The organism is Pseudanabaena sp. FACHB-2040, assembly GCF_014696715.1.
In the GTDB taxonomy this organism is placed as follows: domain Bacteria; phylum Cyanobacteriota; class Cyanobacteriia; order Phormidesmidales; family Phormidesmidaceae; genus JACVSF01.
The window spans coordinates 45,815-63,827 of sequence record NZ_JACJQO010000004.1 but is presented as its reverse complement, the minus strand read 5'-3'; the positions used below and the strand labels follow the sequence as shown (position 1 = coordinate 63,827).

Sequence of the window (18,013 nt, the reverse complement as noted above, 5' to 3'; positions counted from 1 at the left end):
TTATTACAGTTACTGGCTACTTCAAACGCTCTAACAAGTGGTCCCCAACGCGGAGAGCGTTTGCCATGATGGTCAGTGCCGGATTGATGGCTGCACTGGAGGGAAAGAAACTGCCATCTACAACGTAAAGATTGTCAACGTCGTGGGTGCGGCAGTTAATGTCTAGAACAGAGGTTTGAGGGTCAATGCCAAATCGACAGGTTCCAACCTGATGGGCTACTCGCTGTAGAGGATCGCGTTTGGAGAAGTAAAGGGAACAGGGAAAGGCAATGTCTCTGCGATCAATCGACTTCAAGACAGCAATCCACCGCTTGATCAGGCGATCAAAGGCTCTAGTGTTATTGGGACGGTAGTCTAGAACGATCTGATTCTCCTTAAGACGTACTCGATTTTGAGGATCGGGTAGATCTTCGGCTATGGCTAACCAGTCAACAGAATGATGGGCAACTTTTTCTAGCAAGAAACCTGGTAAAAACTTAGGTGCTTCTGAAGAAAGCATGTCTTTGTTAATTTTGCCTAGAAGCTGCACATGCCCCATCGGGTAATCGAAGCCCGGTTCACCCCAGTAGAAATCGTTAATTGCCACCGTCTTTTGAAAAACGGTTGGGTTTATCTTCCAGCCGACGCTCATGACCACTCCATTCTGATGCTTCATGAAGTTGCGCCCAACCTGGTCAGAACTGTTGGCTAGCCCGTTGGGGTGCAGATCGTTGGCTGAACGCAGCAAAAGCGCGGCTGAATTAACCGCACCGCAAGCCACAACAACGATGCCTGCTGAGAATACCCGATGCTGGTCGCCAACTTGTGTCTCAACCCCAATAACCTCTCGCCCGGATGGACTGGTGTGTAGACAAGTTACCTTTGCTTCGGTAATTAACGTTAGTCTGTTGCGGCCCAGCGCTGGACGAATACAGTTTATATCTGCATCTGATTTGCCATAGATCATGCAGGGAAAGCCGTCGCAGGTACTGCACCGAACACATTGGCTAAGGCAGCGATCGCCTTCATGCAGCTTAATTGCTAAGGGTACAGGAAAGGGCTGTAAGCCTTGCCCTTTTAAGCCGTCATGAATCTCTTGGATGCGAGGTTCGTGGACAATCGGCGAAAAAGGATAGGGCTTGCTCCGCACTGGCTCAGTCGGATCTAGCCCTTGCTGTCCATGAACCTGGTAGAGATTTTCTGCCTCGGTGTAGTAGGGCTCCAAGTCTTGATATTTCAAGGGCCATTCTGGAGAGAGGCCGCCGTCATGGTGAACTGTGTCAAAATCTTGCTCTCGCAGCCGAAACAGAGCTCCCCCGTAGACTTTGGTATTGCCACCAACGTAATAGCTCGTGCTGGGGTGAAGGGGTTCGTCGTCTCTATCGAACCATACTTCTGAAGTTCGGTAGCGGTCTCTTTGAAAAACTTGAACGGCGTCTCGATTTGCCATTTCTACTGGCAAGAAGCGCCCTCGCTCCAAAAGCAGTATTTTTTTGCCGCTGGAAGCAAGTCGGTGAGCCAACGTACCGCCTCCGGCTCCTGTACCAATGATAATAATGTCATAGGAGGTTCCAGCCATTTTTTTGTGTTCTTTTATCCTCCAAGAGTAGTTTGAAAGGAAACAGAAGCTTGCTGATTATTTGATAAGAGGATGTAGTATTTCTTAGCTTAACGGGATACAAACTATTCGCTGCAGAACCTCTTAAATTTTCATATTTTGAAGCATAAAATCTGGGTTTAACTATCGCACTTTCAATTTACTACTGGGTACTTATTAATACAACAATGACTGACTTACAAACAGAATACAGTGGCTTTCTCCCAGCTCTACTTGTTTCAATAAGCTATTCCTTTAGACAGATACTTTGTTAACTAACTATGTTGAACTTAGTTACTGCAGCTCTATTTCTGGTGATCTTCTAGTTTTGCGATCGCATCTCTCAAGTTCACCCGCGCCTGCACCTCAAACTGCTCTCTAAAGGCATCAAGGTAATAAAGCGGCTGCCGCTCTAAAAACCCACGCAGAATCTCAACTCGCTTTTGCCTGAACAGATCTACAGGAACCCAAGCATATTCTGTTCTGATGTTTTCCTCGTACTGCCAGAAATCAGCTTGGCTACCCAAAATAGAAAGGTCTATGTCAACCAGTAGCTGAGCATCCCTATCGCTGACTTCGCTGTTGTGGCGGGTAGCGAGTATGAGCTGAGAGACGCTTTCGGCGATGTCGCTGCTGAGGCCAGATTGATGGATAACCGAACTGGCCCACTCAGCACTTTTTTGCTCGTTGTCGGTTCTTTTAGGATCATAGATTGCGTCGTGGAACCAGACCGCGAGTTCGACTTGCTCAGGGCAGCGGGCGAGAGACTTTGCTGCGTCGAACTTGGAGAGGCAGTCTTGGAGGTGGGTGAGTGTGTGGTAAAAGCGGTCTGGGGATGAATAGGCTTGGAGCAGCTGCTCTAGCGCTTCACTAGGCACTCTCGGAGCTTGTAGATTCTGCCAAAGCTGTTGCCAGCGATCAATATAAATCGTTCGCTTACAGTTCAACAATTACATGAACGGTTGTGCGGGTACCTGTAATGATTAGCTCCCCTTGCAAAATGTCTGGGTTCCGGTTGACGTAGCGGAACGTGGTTTGAGCAGTCATGGTGACTTTTCGGTACAAATAACAGGGCCATTGGCTAAGTTTAACTCTGCAAAGACAAGTCTCCCTCGTAAGGTACGTCGCGCTTTGCAACAACGTACCCTACAAGGTCTTGCAGAAAAGAAATCTAGCCTTCTGAATCCGCCTCAGCCACCTCGCGTTTGGTCAGGATGGAGAGGTATTCGCCGCTCCTGCCAGTGGGGATGATTTGGGACCAGTGCTTAGGTTCTGCGTAGTTAAAGACGGCCAGAGCTTGGATAGTTTTAACAATCGCACCGTAGTCGCCCAGCAGAATGTGCCTCAGCATCGCCTGGTTAGGCGAAAGCGGGATGGACTGAAGCAGTTCAAATTTATTTTCTTCACACATGGTTGTTCTACCTTCCGTTGTAGTTGAGGAAAGTAGAACTCAAGACCCAGTCTCTCAAGCTAGCTTAGGCAAAGGGAGAGACTAGATCCTAAAATGGCTCTAGCCCATCGACTTACCGTGATTAAGTTGAGAAGGTTAGGGGATTAGGGAGGGTGCCATCCTCTCTTTTCCCCGCAGAGCCTTAAGTTCTACGAGACGGCTGATTGCTCAGCCTGATTGTTAAAGGTATCAGAACGAGATCAGAAGTTCAACCGTCTTCAAAAAAAGCAAGCTGCGGAACGCAGCCAGCCCTAAAGTTGAACTCCCCAAGTTGGCGTCAAGCGCAGCGCGACCCAACACCAACCCCTAGCGCAAATTAACCACCTTTGGAGAGTCGACCTGTTGCTGCCGTTCTTGCAGAGCCTTGTCGATCAGCTTTGCGACCAGCCACGAGATCGATCGCTCTTCCGCCTCGGCCCACTGCTCTAGTTCCTTCTTGTGCTCAGCCGGAACATAGGCCACCACTCTATCTAAATCGGTTTTTCCGCCCATTTTGGCCTCTACTCCCGGTGCTCTGTTTCCCCAGGATACAAGTAACAGCATAGCCTGTGTTTTGCTAGCCTATGCTGTGCTAGCATGGCCTAGCATAAGGCTTCATAAGGATCTTGCTGTGAACTACCAGACCTTGCTAACAAACGCTGTCAACCCCCCAACCGCCGCACCTGCGGGCATTGTCTTGCTCTCCTCTAGAGAACTCGAAAAAATGCGTCGCGCCGGACATTTGGCCGCTCAGCTACTCGATCACCTAGAGCCAATGGTTCAACCCGGTGTGAGCACTCAGGAACTCAATGACGAGGCCGCCCACTGGACAGCAGCCCACGGAGCTATCAGCGCGCCGCTGGGCTATGCACCATCGGGGCATCCGCCGTTTAAGGGCTCAATTTGCACTAGCGCGAATGAGGTGGTGTGCCACGGCATCCCCAGTCCTAAGCACATTCTCAAAGATGGCGACATCATCAACATCGATGTCACGCCCATTCTCGACGGCTACCACGGCGACACATCGAGAACATTTTTGGTAGGCAACCCGTCTCCGCTGGCTCGAAAGCTGGTCGAGGTGACTCACGAAGCGATGATGCGAGGCATTGCCGAAATTAAGCCAGGAGCCAGAGTTGGCGATATTGGTGCGGCGATTCAGGAATATGCCGAAGCCAATGGGTTCTCTGTGGTGCGCGACATGGTGGGGCATGGCGTGGGCAGACAATTCCACACAGAGCCGCAAATTCCGCACTACGGCAAGCGCGGCACCGGCCTAAAGCTGCGACCGGGAATGGTATTTACGGTTGAGCCGATGCTGAATGAAGGCACCTACAAAATCAAAGTTTTGGCTGACCGCTGGACGGTTCTCACTAAAGATAAAAAGCTCTCGGCCCAGTTTGAGCATACGGTTGCCGTTACTCAAGACGGGGTCGAAATTTTGACCCAACTATAAAAAAAGCCCCTCCTGAGAGGGGCAATGGGTGGGTTCTTGAGAGACATGAGGGGCTGCTAATACTGCACTTGACCCTCCCACCGTTTGGGCACCCCTTCGGGGGGGGCTTTTTCCCTGTTGTTTAACTAGTTGCTAGAAGATCCGTCTTCATGACTAGCGCCGATTGGTTTGCAGGTCTTGTGGATCTAGGTTGATAAAGGGAACTGCTCCGTCGCCGCCCAGCACTTGGGGAAACTTGCCGTCCCATTTTTCAATGGCCTGTTTCTGCAACAGTTCAGACGTTAGAGTTTCGCGCAACAGACGCTGGGCTTCGGCTTGTCCTTTGGCTCGGTTAATCGTGGCTTCGGCTTCTTGCTCAGCTTCTCGCGCAATGTAAACAGCTCTTTGGGCGCGCTGCTCAGCGATTTGCTTTTCTTCGACAGCCTTAGAAAACTCGGTCGAGAAGTTGAGATCGACCACGCTAGTATCTAAGACGATAATGCCGTACTTATCAAGCCGCTGCCCTAGGGCGTCGTCAAAATCTTGCTTGAGTTCATCCCGCTTGGTAATCGCTTCTTCAACGGTGCGGCGGGCGGCTGCAACCTTAAAAGATTCCTGGGTTTGAGGGGCGATGATTTTAGACACAATGTTTTGCAGTGTGCCTTGGGTGCGGCGAATAGTCACCACTTCAATCGGGTCGAGGCGGAAGTTGATGGCAAAGCTAGCCGAGAGCTGCTGCAAGTCCTTAGTAGAACTCTGGGCGGGCACCTCAAATTTTTGCACCGTCACATCGTAAACATCGACTTTGGCAACCAGGGGAGGTTTGAAGTGTACCCCCTCCAGCAACGCCCCATCCTGTGCTTTACCCAAAATGCTGAGGACGCCGGCCTCACCAGGATTGATAATTACAAAGGAATTGAGGCCGACAACCGCTAAAAGCGACACCAGGCCCACCAGCACAAGGGTTTGCCAGTTTGGCTGATCTTTCATCTAGATTTCCTGCATTTTACCGTTCTACGCCATCTGACTCTAGCGCAAACCTAGGTTTGCCTACAGGCGTCAATGGCGAAATGAGTTCAGAATCGTAGGGAAAGAAGAGTGAGATTGCTCGTTTACGATTGCAAACGAGTCGTGAAGTCTCTGTGATTTTCCTAAAAAAGATTTATGGAAGTAAGAATCAACATTAGCCATTGGGCACACTGGAAAGGGCCACTGCTGAAAGCTTCCTCACATTATGAGCACATCATCACTCAGCTTGAAAGCTGCCCTGAGAAACCTTCCGGATAATGCAACAGAGGCTACTGTTAATGATTTTTTTGCAAATCAACTATTACAAGCCTTGGGATTTCAATCCGGAGAAATTCATCCTCAATATCCTACTGGTGGCGGGAAAGCTGTAGACCAAGCTGCCAGAAAAACTATTGGGGACGATGTTTTTTTACACACAAAAACAAATCCCTATCTTTTGCTTGAGCTAAAAGGCAGGGAAGTAAATTTATCTACTGATGCGGCGCAATATCAGAGAACAGTCAATCAGCTAAAGCAATATTTGCTTGGCTCCAACTGCAAAATGTCCCAATGGGGAATCATTACGAATTCCTGCCATATTCAACTTTTTAGAAAGCACGGCAAGGTGATTTTTCCGGCCACTCAATGCCTTCCCTTAAACGAAGATAATATTGATGATATTGTCAGCTTAATTCGCAGAAAGATTGAAAAGCCGAACAAAGCCTTAACAGTTGCAGTCTATAACAACAAGGGTGGTGTAGGCAAAACCACCACTACTGTAAATTTGGCAGGCATTCTGACTGCTTTGGGCAAAAAAGTTTTAATTATCGACTTCGATCCCAATCAACAGGACTTAACCAACTCCCTGGGGTTAACACTCACCGAAGATACAGTTTACAAAGCATTAACTGATAAATCGGTAGAACTCAAGAAAGCCATTCAGACATATCCTTTTCCATTAAAAAAGGTAAATAGAGAACTAAGATTTGATATTGTTCCCGCAGATAAGAAGTTGGCAGATGAGCCTGAAGAGAAACTACGCAATATCTTCAAAAGAAGCACGCTGCACCGTAAACTAGAGCCTTCTCGCCAGGAATATGATTATATTCTGATTGATGCTCCTCCCAACTGGCGAATATTTAGTCAGTTGGCTGTTTATGCAGCGGACGTTGTATTGATTCCTACCAAACACAATAACTTGTTCTCATTGGAGAATGCTGCGATCGCAATCAAGAAATTCATTCCCGAAGTGCAGCAGGAGAAAAACGACGGCAGCCCCATACCCTTGCCAATTTTCTTTAATGGAGAAAAGACCACCAACCCTCAGATAGCCGTAGCTAGAAAGGAAATCAACAGTATCATCAAAGCTGGGAAGAAGGAAAAGATCAACCTACTGCCCTACTTCTACCCGCGCCATACCAAAGCTAGAGAAGACCTGTCTATTCTCGAAGTACCTAGTTACGCTAATATAGCCAGTTCTGCTTTCGCCCGTGTCCCTGCAGTGTATCGAGACCGATCAGCCCACGAATACTATAAAAACTTGGCTAAGGAGTACTTTCTACAATGAGCAGCCTCAGTGATATCGGTAACTTGATGCATTTATATCTAGATGAAATTGAGCCCGGAGAGAGTATCAAGGTTTCTGAGTTTTTGGTGAAAGCCTCAGCCCATCTACTCAACCAAAAAGGTGGCCGTAACTGGGTTCCTTTGATTGTCAAAGAAACCGGCGAAGATAGCTATCAGGTGATTGGCAACTCGTTTATCTATGCCGTGGCTGAAGAAGCGGGGCTAGAACGAGTCTGGTGCATTGTTGCAGACGACAGTGCCGACACTCTCGAAGTGACCCAAGTGCTGGCGGGGGAAAAAACACCCAAAATCAACCTCTCCAAAGCTACGCGAGAAGAAATCATGGCAGCTTTGGAATACCTGATCAGCCAACCGGGTAGTCCGCTCAAGGCCGTCAAACTCGCTGTTGCGACCAACCGCATTGATGAAGCTCCCCGGCAGCATTGGAAAAACTTTGACTCTGTTGTCAAGCTCAAGTGTGGCATCACCAAAGCCAAATTAGAAGCCCTCAAGCAGGTTTTCTACCTGACTCCCCAGCCCATGCCCGAAGCAACCCATGCTACTAAGAATGCTAAGGATGCTGGTGATGCTGTTGTTCTCAAGGCCCTGACCGTAACCGACCTGAAAAAGATGGCTAAGACGCGAGGCATCACCGGCATCAGCAAAATGAAAAAAGACGATCTGGTCAAAGCGTTAGCTCAGGCTTAGCAAGGTAGTAAGGCAGAGGGGTGACACTAGGGCCATCTCTCTGCCTTCACGGGTTTATGCCCGTTTAATATGAGCCGTCTGTGCAAAACAGAGTGCTTGGTAGGAGTGCAGAGGTTTGCACCCAAAGCAGAGTCTAGTGCAACCTAAAAGAGACTCAATATTAAATGTACTGAATCATATCTTCGGTCTTAAACCGCACCTTGGCCAGGGTAGCGTGGTTATCACCCTCAGCCCGGTAACCTGCTGGGCAAGCTGCAACCGTTGCATAGCCCTGCTCAGCCAGACCCAGCACTTCATCGTACTTAGCGGGCACAATGCCCTCCATTGGGCAGGTATCGACACCCAGCAGCGCAGCACTGGTCATATACACACCCATTGCAATATAGACCTGTCGGGTTGACCAGGCATTGATGTCCAGTGGGAAGGGCGGCTTCTCCATAAAGCCTTTAATAACGTTAGAAAAGCCCTGTAGGCTCTCCACTGAGGTCTGGCGGACCTCTGCTGTGCGCTCCATGTAGCGATCAATATAGGCGGCATCGACATCTTTTTTGATGGCAAACACCACTAGGTGAGATGCGTCAATCACCTGAGGTTGACCCCAAGAATGCTCCACGAGCTGCTTGCGGATGTCGGGATTTTTAACGACAAAAAACTTCCAGGGCTGTAGACCAAAGGAAGAGGGCGACAGCACCAGGCTTTGCTCCAGCGCATTCCAGACGTCGTCGGGGATGAGGCGGGTGGGGTCAAACTTTTTAGTGGCGTAGCGCCAGTTAAGCTGCTGTAGCAGTTGCTCGGGCGTAATAGGTGCGTTGCTCATGAGGTTGTAGGTAATGGAGCTAGAGACAGAAGTTTTCAAGGCACAGAAATGACCTGAGAAAAATGATTTCTACAGGCTTCAATACCTTGAGAATAAGTCAGCCTCTCAGGTGAGAGATTAAAACAAAGTTAACCTACCCAATTTTGGGCTTATGGCTTTTCAATTGGCAAGTCCGCATTTTTCCAGGCAATCCAGGAGCCAGGCACATTAACTACCTGCTCAAAGCCATGCTTTTTCAGGAGGCTGGCTGCAATAGAGGCGCGATAGCCGCTGCCGCAGTAGGCCGCAATTGTTTGGTTGCGATCGAGTTGATCAAGGTGTTCTTCTAAATGGGCCACAAAAATATGCTTGGCTCCTGGGACAAATCCCTTTTCATACTCATCGTCACCTCGAACATCTAACACTGTTACCGTTGGGTCGTCTTTGTGCTGGTTTAAGTCTTGTGCGGTCCACTCGCCCAACTGCTCTAGGGGCCGCCCAGCGTTCTGCCAGCTGGTCATGCCATCGTGCAGATAGCCGGCTAGGTTGTCGTAGCCAATGCGGAAAAGCTGCTCTGTAATCAGCTTCACATCCCGTTTGCTTTCTACCACGATTAAGAGCGACTGCGCTGGGTCGATCATCCAACCAACCCAGCTGGGAAACTCTGGACGCAAAGCAATATTGAGGGCACCCGGAATGTGGCCTCCACCAAAGGCCAAAATCGAGCGAGCATCAATAACTACAGTGTTGCCATCCTGCATCTTCTGCTGAAATTCGCTGGGCATCAGCGGCGGCAGGGTAGGAGGGCAGCCCAAGATTGGGGCACCTTTCGCATTTACCTGTTTGAGCCGGGCGTAGTGCCGAGGCGGTTCTGGCATGTCGCTCATCAGCCATTCCACAAACTCAGCTTCAGAGCGTTCTTGCAAAGCAGGATTGAAAATTCGCTCGTTGCCAATTGTGCTTTGTCTGCGATCGCCAATAGATTTGCCGCAGGAAGACCCGGCTCCATGACAGGGGTAGATCTCGATGCGATCGCCCAAGGGCACTATCTTGTCAAACAGCGTGTGATAAAGCTGTGCCGCCAGCCGGTGCTCAGTGCCGCCCCCTAGCAAGTCAGGCCGACCGACATCTAGGTTAAACAGCGTGTCGCCGGTAAACAGCGCAAACGGCTCTTGGCCCTGTTTTGAGTCGTAGATCAGCAGAGAAATATGTTCGGGCGTATGCCCTGGCGTATGCAGAGCGCAGAGGGTAACGCTGCCAAGCTTGAGCGTATCCCCCTCTTCAAGCGGGTGCAGATCAAACTGATAGTCTTCCGTTTTGCCGCCGTAGATAGGAACGCCCATGCGGGCTTTGAGTTCATGGGCACCCGAGACAAAATCAGCGTGGATGTGCGTCTCTACACTGGCTATTAGTTTTACGCCTAGCTCTCTGGCTCGCTGTAGGTATACATCAACATCTCGGCGCGGATCGATGATGGCGGCTACCCCAGCTTTATCATCTCCCACGATGTACGACAGTTGAGCCAGTCCTTCAACGTTGATCTGTTCTAAAACCAGTGCCATTGGCTTACCTCACAATCAGGCTGCGACACTTCACGCAGTGCTGGTAAAAGCCTCTCTGAAGCTCGTCGACGGCACAACCTGCCAAGGACGGGTTTAGAAGCAGGGTTGAAGAAAGAAGTTGTTTATTCAACTTGGCGCTTCGTTCACTGGCGGCTGGCTGGGAGCAGGCACCGGGTCAACTGAGTCTTGAGCTTGAACCAGCTGCCAGTCTCTGATTTGGCCGATGACAAGGTACTGCGCGGGTTCGGGCGGTGCTTGATCAATCTGCACCCAGGCATAGTCTCCCGGCGTAAGGGCGCTGAGGTCGTCTAGATTTTCCCCCAGGTTAGGCGTATAGGCGGTTAGCAGCACCCATTCAGCGTTGGCGTCGGGGCGAACGAAGTGAACCGTTTGCTGGGCCAAAACGGGCTGCAGCGGCGGCGACTCGACAGCAGTTTTGATATCGGGCGCATAGTTGCCCCAAAGCCCGGTGAGAAAGAGCGCGGCAATGGCTAGCCACGGCCCCAGCAGCCAGCCTAACCGCCACAGCTCGCCCTGCGAACTGATCCAGGGCTGGCTGCGATCGCGCAGCATTACCCCAAAGGGCACCAGCCAGCCCAGTCCGGCTGCTAGACCAATCCAGCCGTAGGTTCGCAGCGGCACTAGCTCTGGCAGCGGGGCCAGCAGCGCCGTCAGCCCAGCCGACAGCAGCAGAATCGCCACAATGCCCACCAGCCAGCTCAGCAGCGTTGCCAGCCGTCGCCGGTAGGGGCGATCTGAGAGGTAGCGTTGGGTCAGGCTATTTAGAGCAAAGGCCGCTAGCAGGGCCATAAAGGGATGGATCTGCAGCGGGTAATACCAGGTGCGCGTTCTAAACACCGTCAGCAGGATGAATAGCAGCAGCGGGTAGCCCAGCCAAAGCGACTTACGGCTAAGGCCAGGAGTGCGCCAAGTGAGAAGAAAACCTGCGATCGCAAAAAAGGCCCAAGGAAAGCTGTTAGCCGGAATATTCCAGAAATAAAACAGAGGTGTGGTGTAGATTTGATAGACATTTTCAGACAGGGCCAGCAGCTTGCCAAACAGCTGCTCCACCGGCAGCAGGCCATAGCGATTGATGCTCAGACCCAGCCACACACCGGTAGGCAGAAAACCCAGCAGCAGCCCCAGATAAAGCCCCCGATTGCTTAGATGGCGATGGCGCGGCTGCTCCAGCACCAGATAAGGCAGCAGCGCCACCACCGGCAGCACAATCATAAATGTCTTGACCAAAAAGCCCAGACCCACCGTGATGCCTGCCAGCAGCCCCAGCCCAAAGCGCCCCGAGAACCGGCGCTGCTCCGCCTCAAGCAAAGCCCAAATGCCTACCAGCTCAATGCAGACCAAAACAATGTCCTGCACCGCCAGGTAGCTGGCCTGCATCCACACCGGAATGACCACCAAAATTGCGGCCCCCCAGCCGCCAATCTGCTTGCGCGAAAAGTGCAGGCCAATGCGCCAAGTCAGCAGCACCGCCCCCAAACAGGCCAGCATACTGGGCAAACGAGCTGCCCACTCACTAAAGCCAAACAGCTTAAAGCTAAGCGCAATTAACCACTGAACGGCTAAGGTGCGATCGTAGTATATATCGCCCCACCAACCCACCGTCAGCCAGTCATTGTTCTCTAAAATCCAGCGGGCCTGCTGGGCATAGTAGCCCTCATCGTGGGCCAAATAGCTCTGCTGGGAACTGTGCAGCAGCAGCAAAACCCCAGCCCACAGCACCAGAAAGGCCCCAATTCGATAGCGCAGCAGCCAATCAAAAATCAGCAATCGTCAGGCTCCCTTCACACGCTAGAAAACTAAAAAGCAGGCCCAATGCACCGTTCAACTGCCAGGTTTTGCAGCTGGCTTTTTCTCCAGAACCACCAGCAGCCGGGTAGCAAACAGCCAGGGCAGCCAATCACACACAGCATCAATGGCCCGCATCAGCGGCAAAGCAAAGAGCGGATAAAGTTGAGGCTTGGAATAGCCGCCTGTCGCCATATAGGAAATGGCCGATAGCCGCTTCACTTCCACCACCGACCAGCCTGACAGCAGCTGCGGCGATGGGTTTCGCAAAAAAATGCGGGAGGCATTGCCCTGGGCAGCGTAGTAGTCAATATCGGCGGGAAACCAGCCAGCCCCGGCAAACCAAGTGATAGCCTGACTGAGGCCCAGCGGTCCAGAATGCAGAGGCCCATAGACAAACAGACCCAGCAAGCTGAGACAGGGTTCAAACAGGAGGAGGCGACCCGAATCGGCCAGCACTCGGTAAAACTCCTGCAGGGCCGAACCGGGGTACCTGAGGTGGTGAAAGACATCAAATAGAATCAGGTTAGCCACAGCGTCATCGGCAAAGGAGAGCTGATAGGCATTTTCGACCTGATCAATCCACGGATTGGGAAAGAGATCGGTGCGAATGCAGTCAGGAATAACCGCCTGAATATTGCCAATACCCGACCCCAGCTCAACATTGTAACCACTGGGTAGCTGGGCCAGCCGCCGGGCAATCTGCTGGTGAAACCCCCTATAGACCTGTTGGAGCGCCGGTTTTTTGCGCCAGGTATCCAGATTTTGTTGAATTTCGTCGCCATAGCGTGAAAGCTGCTCCAAAAACCAATCTCCCCATACACAGCGGCTCAGCAAGCTCAGGACTGGGCTGAACGGCTCAACCTACAGTCTGAGTAGGCTGCTGAGGCGGTTGCCGCAGGCTTTGTGGCAATCGCTATCCGCCCCTATAGTGCACTATTAGCGCCCCTTTAGGGCAGAGGGTAGGGCCAGTCACAGCTAGATAGATGCCGAGAACTTAAGACGTCATTGCAGACAGGGGCGCAAACACGGTTAACGCTTTGGGCAGACACTCCACCTCGATCGGGGTAGTTCCAACAATTTCTCCATCCACGGCTACTTTTTGGGGTGGATCGGTGGTGACTTTGATTTTGGCCGTTCTCAGGCAGATGATGTCTTCTCGGTTAGTGGGCGAGTTGACTAGGGCAGAGGCAAACAGGCTGGTCAGCGCGTTGAAGCTCTGAAGCCGAGTCTGGCTAGTAGCGATAGTGACATCTAGCAAACCGTCATCAAACACAACGTGGCCAAATCCCTGAGCCAAAACTGAGGTGGGCGGGGCCGCATTGGCAATGGTGATGGCTCCTGGCTGCACCTCGGTTTCTTTGCCATCGATCTGAATAGTGGCCTGAAAGATCTCAGTTTCGTTAAACTGCTGCACCCCAGCCAGCAGGTAGGCCAGCGGCCCCAGCCGATTTTTCAAATCTCGGTTAGCCCGCTCTACAAACCCGGCCTCAAACCCAATGCCAGTCAGCAAAATCATAGGCTGGTCATTGCAGCGCGCTCCATCTACCTCAAGAGTAGTGCCCGCCAAAATTGTCTCGCAGGCTCCCTGGATATCAGTGGGAATACCCAGGGCCGTGGCAAAGGCATTGGCAGTACCTCTGGCGATTACGCCCAGAGGAATGTCAGTGCCCATCACGGCTCCAGCCACGGCAGAGACGGTGCCATCGCCCCCAGAGGCAATAACGAGATCTGTGCCGACTTCTAGGGCTGCTTTGGCCTGAGCTGCTGGGTCAACCCCGGCCTTGGTGCAGACTACGTTGAGCTGCACTTGAGGTTCTAACAGGCGGCGAATCAGGGCTAAGTCGCTGTCGGGGTTGCCCTGCCCAGAAACGGGGTTATAGATCAGGTGACCCACCCGGAATTTGCCAAACTGGGTGATCACTGCCGAAGCGGTGGCTAGGTTCGTTGCTAAGGGTACATTGTGCAGTTCGCAGACTCGCAGGATGGTCTGGACGTAGGGTTCGTGAGACTGGGCGTAAAGTGGGTCGATTAGAAAAATGACTGCCCCAATTTGGCCTTCGACAATGCGGGCAGCAATTTGAGCATCGCCGCCCAAGGCTCCGGGAGCTAGGCAGGTAACGTCCATGCCGGTACCCTCGATGATGCGCTGGCCTGTGGTTTGAGTAGCCACCAACCGATAGCGCGAAAGAATGGCCCGATAGTGATCTACTAGGGCCACCATGTCGTCTTTTTTGCCGTTATGAGCGAGCAGGGCAATATCAATGGGCATGGCTACAGGGTAAGGGGGGAAATGGGCTCAATATCGGGATCATAGCCGCCAACTTGATTTGTGCGTAGCACCCAAAGAGTGGCCCCGTGGTCGAGAAAGACTTTAGTCACGGTGTCGCTGGCTTTACGGGGCAGCATAGTGCGCCAGCTCACCAGTCCTCGGCCCAAGGATTTGAGAGGAAAGTCCTCGATGTTGCTGCCCAAGGTGCGATCGCTTGTCTCCCAGTCGGCCCGAGCACTGCCAAAAGGCAGCAGCTGCCGCTGAATAGATCGGCGCAGCTTGAGCAGTTGAGCAAAGCGCTGGGCCTGCTCTGGGTGCTCATCGGCCCACTGTCGGAAATAAGCCTGGTCTCGGTTAATTGCCTCCTCTAGCCGCTTGACGCTGGCATAGAGCGCCTGGTTGGAGTCTTGGGCGCAGTTGTTGGCCGGGCCGATGAAGGTGCCGCCCGTGCCGTCGCCTGTGCGGTAGCGCGCAGTCATAACATCGAGCTGGTTGATCAGCCCGGTTAGGGCACAGCGCCTGTGGCCATCGAAATCAAAGGGTTGGGTGTAGGCGGGCAGCTTGATCAATATATCGGAGACGGGGCGGGTGCCCAAAAAGCCCCACTGACGATCGCCCATATAGCGCGACCAGTGCAGCCTGCCCGCCACAATACCGAAGGCGTTGTGGGTGTAGACCTGGCGGTAGACAATGTCAAATATCAGCTCGTCGGCCAAAGGCTCTCGCACCACCGTAGCCATGCCGTAGGCAAAGTGGCCGAAGTAGACCGGGCCTTTGGCAGCGGGCTCTCTCTTGTTACCGCCAATGCCGCCATAGACGTGAACTAGCAGCGCCTGGTCACCTTCCCGCCAGTCAGCCAGAGCAGCCTCTGGGGTAGTGTGATGAGGGCTGATCAGCACCGAGCGAGTGGTCCCTTTTTGCTTGACTAAATCGTGCCACGCATCTTGCCGAATAAAGTGGTACCCATCTCTAGCATCGGTAATGAACTGGTCTGGCTGGAGCCGCAGCAGGGAGCGGGGCAGCAACGACTGCACGACAAATCGGCCGCTGGTGTCTTTGGCCCCATAGATATACCAGCCCTGCGGATTGGCGGGGGAGTGCTCAATCTCCTGATTGACGGCAGCTCGGGTGTCGTTGAGGTCGGGCACGACCTCCGGCAGGCAAACCACGTCTTCCGGCCCAGTAAAGTCTTGGGTCTTGCGGCTGTAGTGAACAACCCGATAATCTTCCAGAGAGTTGTTGACCGGCCCCACAAACTTCACCAGAGCGTAGAAGCGACCACTGACCTGAACGGGGTCTTGGCTGATGTGAAGTGCGATCGCACCCATCTCAGTCGGCTCGTTTTCCCCAAGCCGCTGCTCCCACACCTGCACCGAGCCAGACAGCTTAACCACCATGTCATTGAGCGGACGGGCTCCAGCCAGCGATTCCAGCGGATCGACCATGCGCCAATGGTTCAGACGAATCGGGTGGATCAACCCCTGACGGTAGGAATACTCCGTCTCGGCACTGAAATGGATGTCTCGTATCACTCGCCGCAGCCGATCCTTCACCCCCGGACTGTGGGCCCAGCGCAGCGGCACAACTTGACCAACATAGTGGGCAAAGTCGAGCGGGGCTTGATGAATCTCAAACAGCACCCCACCTAACTTGCGTCGCTTTTCCCGTGCAGGCAAGATCAGTCGGCCTACCCACTCCCCAATCGGACGGTAGAGGGTTGAGTCAACAGTTTGGTGTAGCGGGTAGTTAGAGATTTGGTTAAAGGCAGCGGCCTGGTAAAAGTAGTAGGTGCCTGGGTCTTCCAAATTCAGGCGGCGAGCCTCCAGCAGTTTTCGCATGTCGCCATTGAGAATATCCAGGGTGAGATCCAGGGTTTGCTGCAGGTTGCTGCGGCCATCGTCTAGGTAAGCATCGGGGTCCATGATGCCGCCTGGAATCTGATGGCCCACCGGCCCTAGGCTGATAAAGCTGATGCGGCCCTTTTCCTTGGCCCGGTTCCAGTAGGAGAGCTTAGAAATCGGCCAGCGGCGGGGAAAGAAAATCGGCCCTAGCCGCTCCACAACATCCTTTTTGCCCACCAGGTGATAGAGTTGCTCCACCTCTAAGGCCCTAACGTTGCCGCTAATCACGCCCCCCAAAGAGACCACTTCAATCGGAATTCTCAAAGCTCGCTTGAGAAACGGCAGCACGCCCATTGCAATCTGCCCGCCGCCGCTGTAGCCAATCAACGTAATGGGGATGCCGCCCTGCACTGGGTAGCCCTCCTCCAGCAGCGTAGTGTAGATTTGCTGGGCAATCCCCCGGTTAAAAATAGGGCCATAGCGCAGGTCTGCCGAAACGCTCACGACCAGGACGTTCCGCACGTTGATCAGAAGAGACAGCAGCCAGCCTCCAAGCCGCCAATCCTTGAACTGATCGGCTAGCCGCCAGAAAAAGGCCAGAGGCCGATCTTGGGTCAAGGCCCGGTTGAGCACTGAGTAAGACATCAGCCCTTTAATCAGCTGCATATCCTGCGGTAGGCTGTTTTCTAACTCTTCTAGAAAGTGAGCTACAGCAGGCTGATAGTCTTGATCTGTCTGGCCGATACCGTCTAGATACACGATGTAGCGGTTGCAGGCAGAGTCGGGCTCATCGGGAAGGCTGACGTCGCTGGGTTCAGTGGTTTGGATGTCGTCGCCGTACCACCCTGCCCACCAGCCCAGCGCCTCAATTGGGGCCAGCAAGGCTCCAAATGCCAGGGCTACCAGACTGATCCAAAACAGGTCAAAGACAAAAGCCAGCAGCGGATCTGACTGGCTGTACCAGTTGTCTAAAACGTTGCGTAGCGGGTCTAGAGACACCACAATCAACAGCGCCAGCAAGGCCAGCCCCAACAGCTGCAGCAGCCGCTGAACCAGTCTGCGATCTACCCGGCGATGTTTAGGACGGGGGGCGAGATCGGTTGGGGGATGAGTCTCTGGGCCGTAGACGGCTGGATCTAGAGCCGGGGGGTACGATGGTCCCGCGCTGGCCTTTGACTCTCGCATTACCGGGCCTTCAAGCGCATTGGCCCCCTGCCCCAGTTCCAGAGATAAATCGCTGCCTGCTCCCGCCCCCTGCGTCAAGGCACCTGCCTGAGGTGCCTGCTCCAGCTCGGGGAAAGCCCCATAGATCAGCTCTTTGACCGCTTCTTGATCGCGCACGATCTTCACTCCAGCGGCTTTGTTAAAGAGCCACTTCCCCAGGTTGGCCACGGGCTGGCCTACCGTCTGCTGCAGCGTGATCAGCACTACCCATCCCCCCAGCACGTGGCCAAAAGCGACCCGCGCCGACAAATCGGCCAGCACCGAAAACCCAACGACCATTGCCAGCAGGTTCCATACCGCCAGCAGTCGCAAAATCGGCACTCCCAGGTAGGGCATGGCCCCAAAAAAGCTAAACACCAGGGGCAAGTAGCTAAAGGCCAGAACATCGGCCACTGTCTGCAGCGGAATTGCTGGCGAAAGAAACACCAGCCCCACGGCCCAAACACTCAGCCCCCAAAAGATGTAGCCAAAGACAAATAGAACCGCTCCCAGCAGCAGGCTAACGACAAAGCGCAGCGGCTGAACCCGATTGACAAACAGAATAATCGCCTGGGCCAGCTCCTGGGATAGCCCTGCAAGCAGCACGATGGTTAGGCTGGCGGTGTCAACATTGACGTCTGGAAGGCTCCGAAGGGCGCTAAACGCATCTGGATTAAGGGTTAAGATGCCGCCCAAAACGCCCCAAAGGGTTTGAAATGCTGCCTCGTTCATGCTGTCAGTCGATGGACTGGGTTCATTCTGGCAATTATTTAGGCGTGAACCATCTATCTAAATGTACGGGTCGCCTGCTGCG

General features: G+C 53.0%; 14 protein-coding genes and 1 pseudogene. 3 read left to right on the top strand and 12 right to left on the bottom strand.

Translation table 11 applies throughout. The annotated features are described in order from the left end of the window. Positions 1-16: 16 nt before the first annotated feature. The 5 genes and pseudogenes from H6G13_RS03425 to H6G13_RS03405 form a co-directional block, all read right to left on the bottom strand. Entirely contained in the window at positions 17-1,558 is a 1,542-nt protein-coding gene (locus tag H6G13_RS03425; protein WP_190481778.1) for a GMC family oxidoreductase, read from the bottom strand. Between the two features lie 323 nt (positions 1,559-1,881). After that, positions 1,882-2,454: a hypothetical protein gene (locus H6G13_RS03420; RefSeq protein WP_199305718.1), complete on the bottom strand. Its 573-nt coding sequence runs from the start codon at positions 2,452-2,454 to the stop codon at positions 1,882-1,884. 61 nt (positions 2,455-2,515) lie between these two features. Continuing rightward, positions 2,516-2,623: pseudogene (locus tag H6G13_RS03415) on the bottom strand (DUF433 domain-containing protein); the annotation flags it as partial. A 124-nt stretch (positions 2,624-2,747) separates the two neighbouring features. Beyond that, positions 2,748-2,987 (bottom strand): hypothetical protein, encoded by a 240-nt coding sequence (locus H6G13_RS03410; protein ID WP_190481775.1) that lies wholly within the window; start codon positions 2,985-2,987, stop codon positions 2,748-2,750. A gap of 345 nt (positions 2,988-3,332) precedes the next feature. Continuing rightward, complete coding sequence (locus H6G13_RS03405) at positions 3,333-3,518, bottom strand: CopG family transcriptional regulator (protein WP_190481774.1); 186 nt, start codon at positions 3,516-3,518, stop codon at positions 3,333-3,335. Positions 3,519-3,636: 118 nt separating this feature from the next. Between H6G13_RS03405 and map the strand changes: the two genes are divergently transcribed. Beyond that, the gene (gene map / locus H6G13_RS03400; RefSeq protein ID WP_190481773.1) at positions 3,637-4,458 is read left to right on the top strand and encodes a type I methionyl aminopeptidase; all 822 of its coding nucleotides are present in this window, start codon (positions 3,637-3,639) and stop codon (positions 4,456-4,458) included. 153 nt (positions 4,459-4,611) lie between these two features. Here the strand turns inward: map and H6G13_RS03395 are convergent, their stop codons facing one another. Further along, positions 4,612-5,427 (bottom strand): prohibitin family protein, encoded by an 816-nt coding sequence (locus H6G13_RS03395; RefSeq protein WP_190481772.1) that lies wholly within the window; start codon positions 5,425-5,427, stop codon positions 4,612-4,614. Positions 5,428-5,671: 244 nt separating this feature from the next. Between H6G13_RS03395 and H6G13_RS03390 the strand changes: the two genes are divergently transcribed. After that, on the top strand, positions 5,672-7,012 hold the full coding sequence (locus H6G13_RS03390; RefSeq protein WP_190481771.1) for an AAA family ATPase: 1,341 nt from the start codon (positions 5,672-5,674) through the stop codon (positions 7,010-7,012). Then, positions 7,009-7,719 (top strand): Rho termination factor N-terminal domain-containing protein, encoded by a 711-nt coding sequence (locus H6G13_RS03385; RefSeq protein WP_190481770.1) that lies wholly within the window; start codon positions 7,009-7,011, stop codon positions 7,717-7,719. Before H6G13_RS03390 ends, H6G13_RS03385 begins: the two co-directional genes overlap by 4 nt. Before the next feature lie 160 nt (positions 7,720-7,879). Here H6G13_RS03385 and H6G13_RS03380 read toward each other — a convergent pair whose 3' ends face one another. The 6 genes from H6G13_RS03380 to H6G13_RS03355 all read right to left on the bottom strand — a co-directional run bounded on the left by H6G13_RS03380 (position 7,880) and on the right by H6G13_RS03355 (position 17,931). Further along, positions 7,880-8,536, bottom strand: a complete 657-nt coding sequence (locus H6G13_RS03380) for an NAD(P)H-dependent oxidoreductase (RefSeq protein WP_190481769.1) — start codon at positions 8,534-8,536, stop codon at positions 7,880-7,882. A gap of 149 nt (positions 8,537-8,685) precedes the next feature. Continuing rightward, positions 8,686-10,077, bottom strand: a complete 1,392-nt coding sequence (locus H6G13_RS03375; RefSeq protein ID WP_190481768.1) for an MBL fold metallo-hydrolase — start codon at positions 10,075-10,077, stop codon at positions 8,686-8,688. A 126-nt stretch (positions 10,078-10,203) separates the two neighbouring features. Next, the gene (locus tag H6G13_RS03370; protein WP_190481767.1) at positions 10,204-11,865 is read right to left on the bottom strand and encodes a glycosyltransferase family 39 protein; all 1,662 of its coding nucleotides are present in this window, start codon (positions 11,863-11,865) and stop codon (positions 10,204-10,206) included. Between the two features lie 54 nt (positions 11,866-11,919). Beyond that, a complete protein-coding gene (locus tag H6G13_RS03365; RefSeq protein WP_190481766.1) occupies positions 11,920-12,687 on the bottom strand; it encodes a methyltransferase domain-containing protein in 768 nt (255 codons plus the stop codon). A 193-nt stretch (positions 12,688-12,880) separates the two neighbouring features. Beyond that, positions 12,881-14,155: a methylglyoxal synthase gene (gene mgsA / locus H6G13_RS03360; protein WP_190481765.1), complete on the bottom strand. Its 1,275-nt coding sequence runs from the start codon at positions 14,153-14,155 to the stop codon at positions 12,881-12,883. A 2-nt stretch (positions 14,156-14,157) separates the two neighbouring features. Then, entirely contained in the window at positions 14,158-17,931 is a 3,774-nt protein-coding gene (locus tag H6G13_RS03355; protein WP_190481764.1) for a CAAX protease, read from the bottom strand. Between the last annotated feature and the right edge of the window lie 82 nt (positions 17,932-18,013).

What these genes read in the sequence shown, in the direction of transcription:
- H6G13_RS03375 (WP_190481768.1), bottom strand. Translation starts at nt 10,077, where the DNA reads ATGGCACTGGTTTTAGAACAGATCAACGTTGAAGGACTGGCTCAACTG.
- H6G13_RS03385 (WP_190481770.1), top strand. Translation starts at nt 7,009, where the DNA reads ATGAGCAGCCTCAGTGATATCGGTAACTTGATGCATTTATATCTAGAT.
- H6G13_RS03410 (WP_190481775.1), bottom strand. Translation starts at nt 2,987, where the DNA reads ATGTGTGAAGAAAATAAATTTGAACTGCTTCAGTCCATCCCGCTTTCG.
- mgsA (WP_190481765.1), bottom strand. Translation starts at nt 14,155, where the DNA reads ATGCCCATTGATATTGCCCTGCTCGCTCATAACGGCAAAAAAGACGAC.
- H6G13_RS03395 (WP_190481772.1), bottom strand. Translation starts at nt 5,427, where the DNA reads ATGAAAGATCAGCCAAACTGGCAAACCCTTGTGCTGGTGGGCCTGGTG.
- H6G13_RS03355 (WP_190481764.1), bottom strand. Translation starts at nt 17,931, where the DNA reads ATGAACGAGGCAGCATTTCAAACCCTTTGGGGCGTTTTGGGCGGCATC.
- H6G13_RS03405 (WP_190481774.1), bottom strand. Translation starts at nt 3,518, where the DNA reads ATGGGCGGAAAAACCGATTTAGATAGAGTGGTGGCCTATGTTCCGGCT.
- H6G13_RS03380 (WP_190481769.1), bottom strand. Translation starts at nt 8,536, where the DNA reads ATGAGCAACGCACCTATTACGCCCGAGCAACTGCTACAGCAGCTTAAC.
- H6G13_RS03425 (WP_190481778.1), bottom strand. Translation starts at nt 1,558, where the DNA reads ATGGCTGGAACCTCCTATGACATTATTATCATTGGTACAGGAGCCGGA.
- H6G13_RS03390 (WP_190481771.1), top strand. Translation starts at nt 5,672, where the DNA reads ATGAGCACATCATCACTCAGCTTGAAAGCTGCCCTGAGAAACCTTCCG.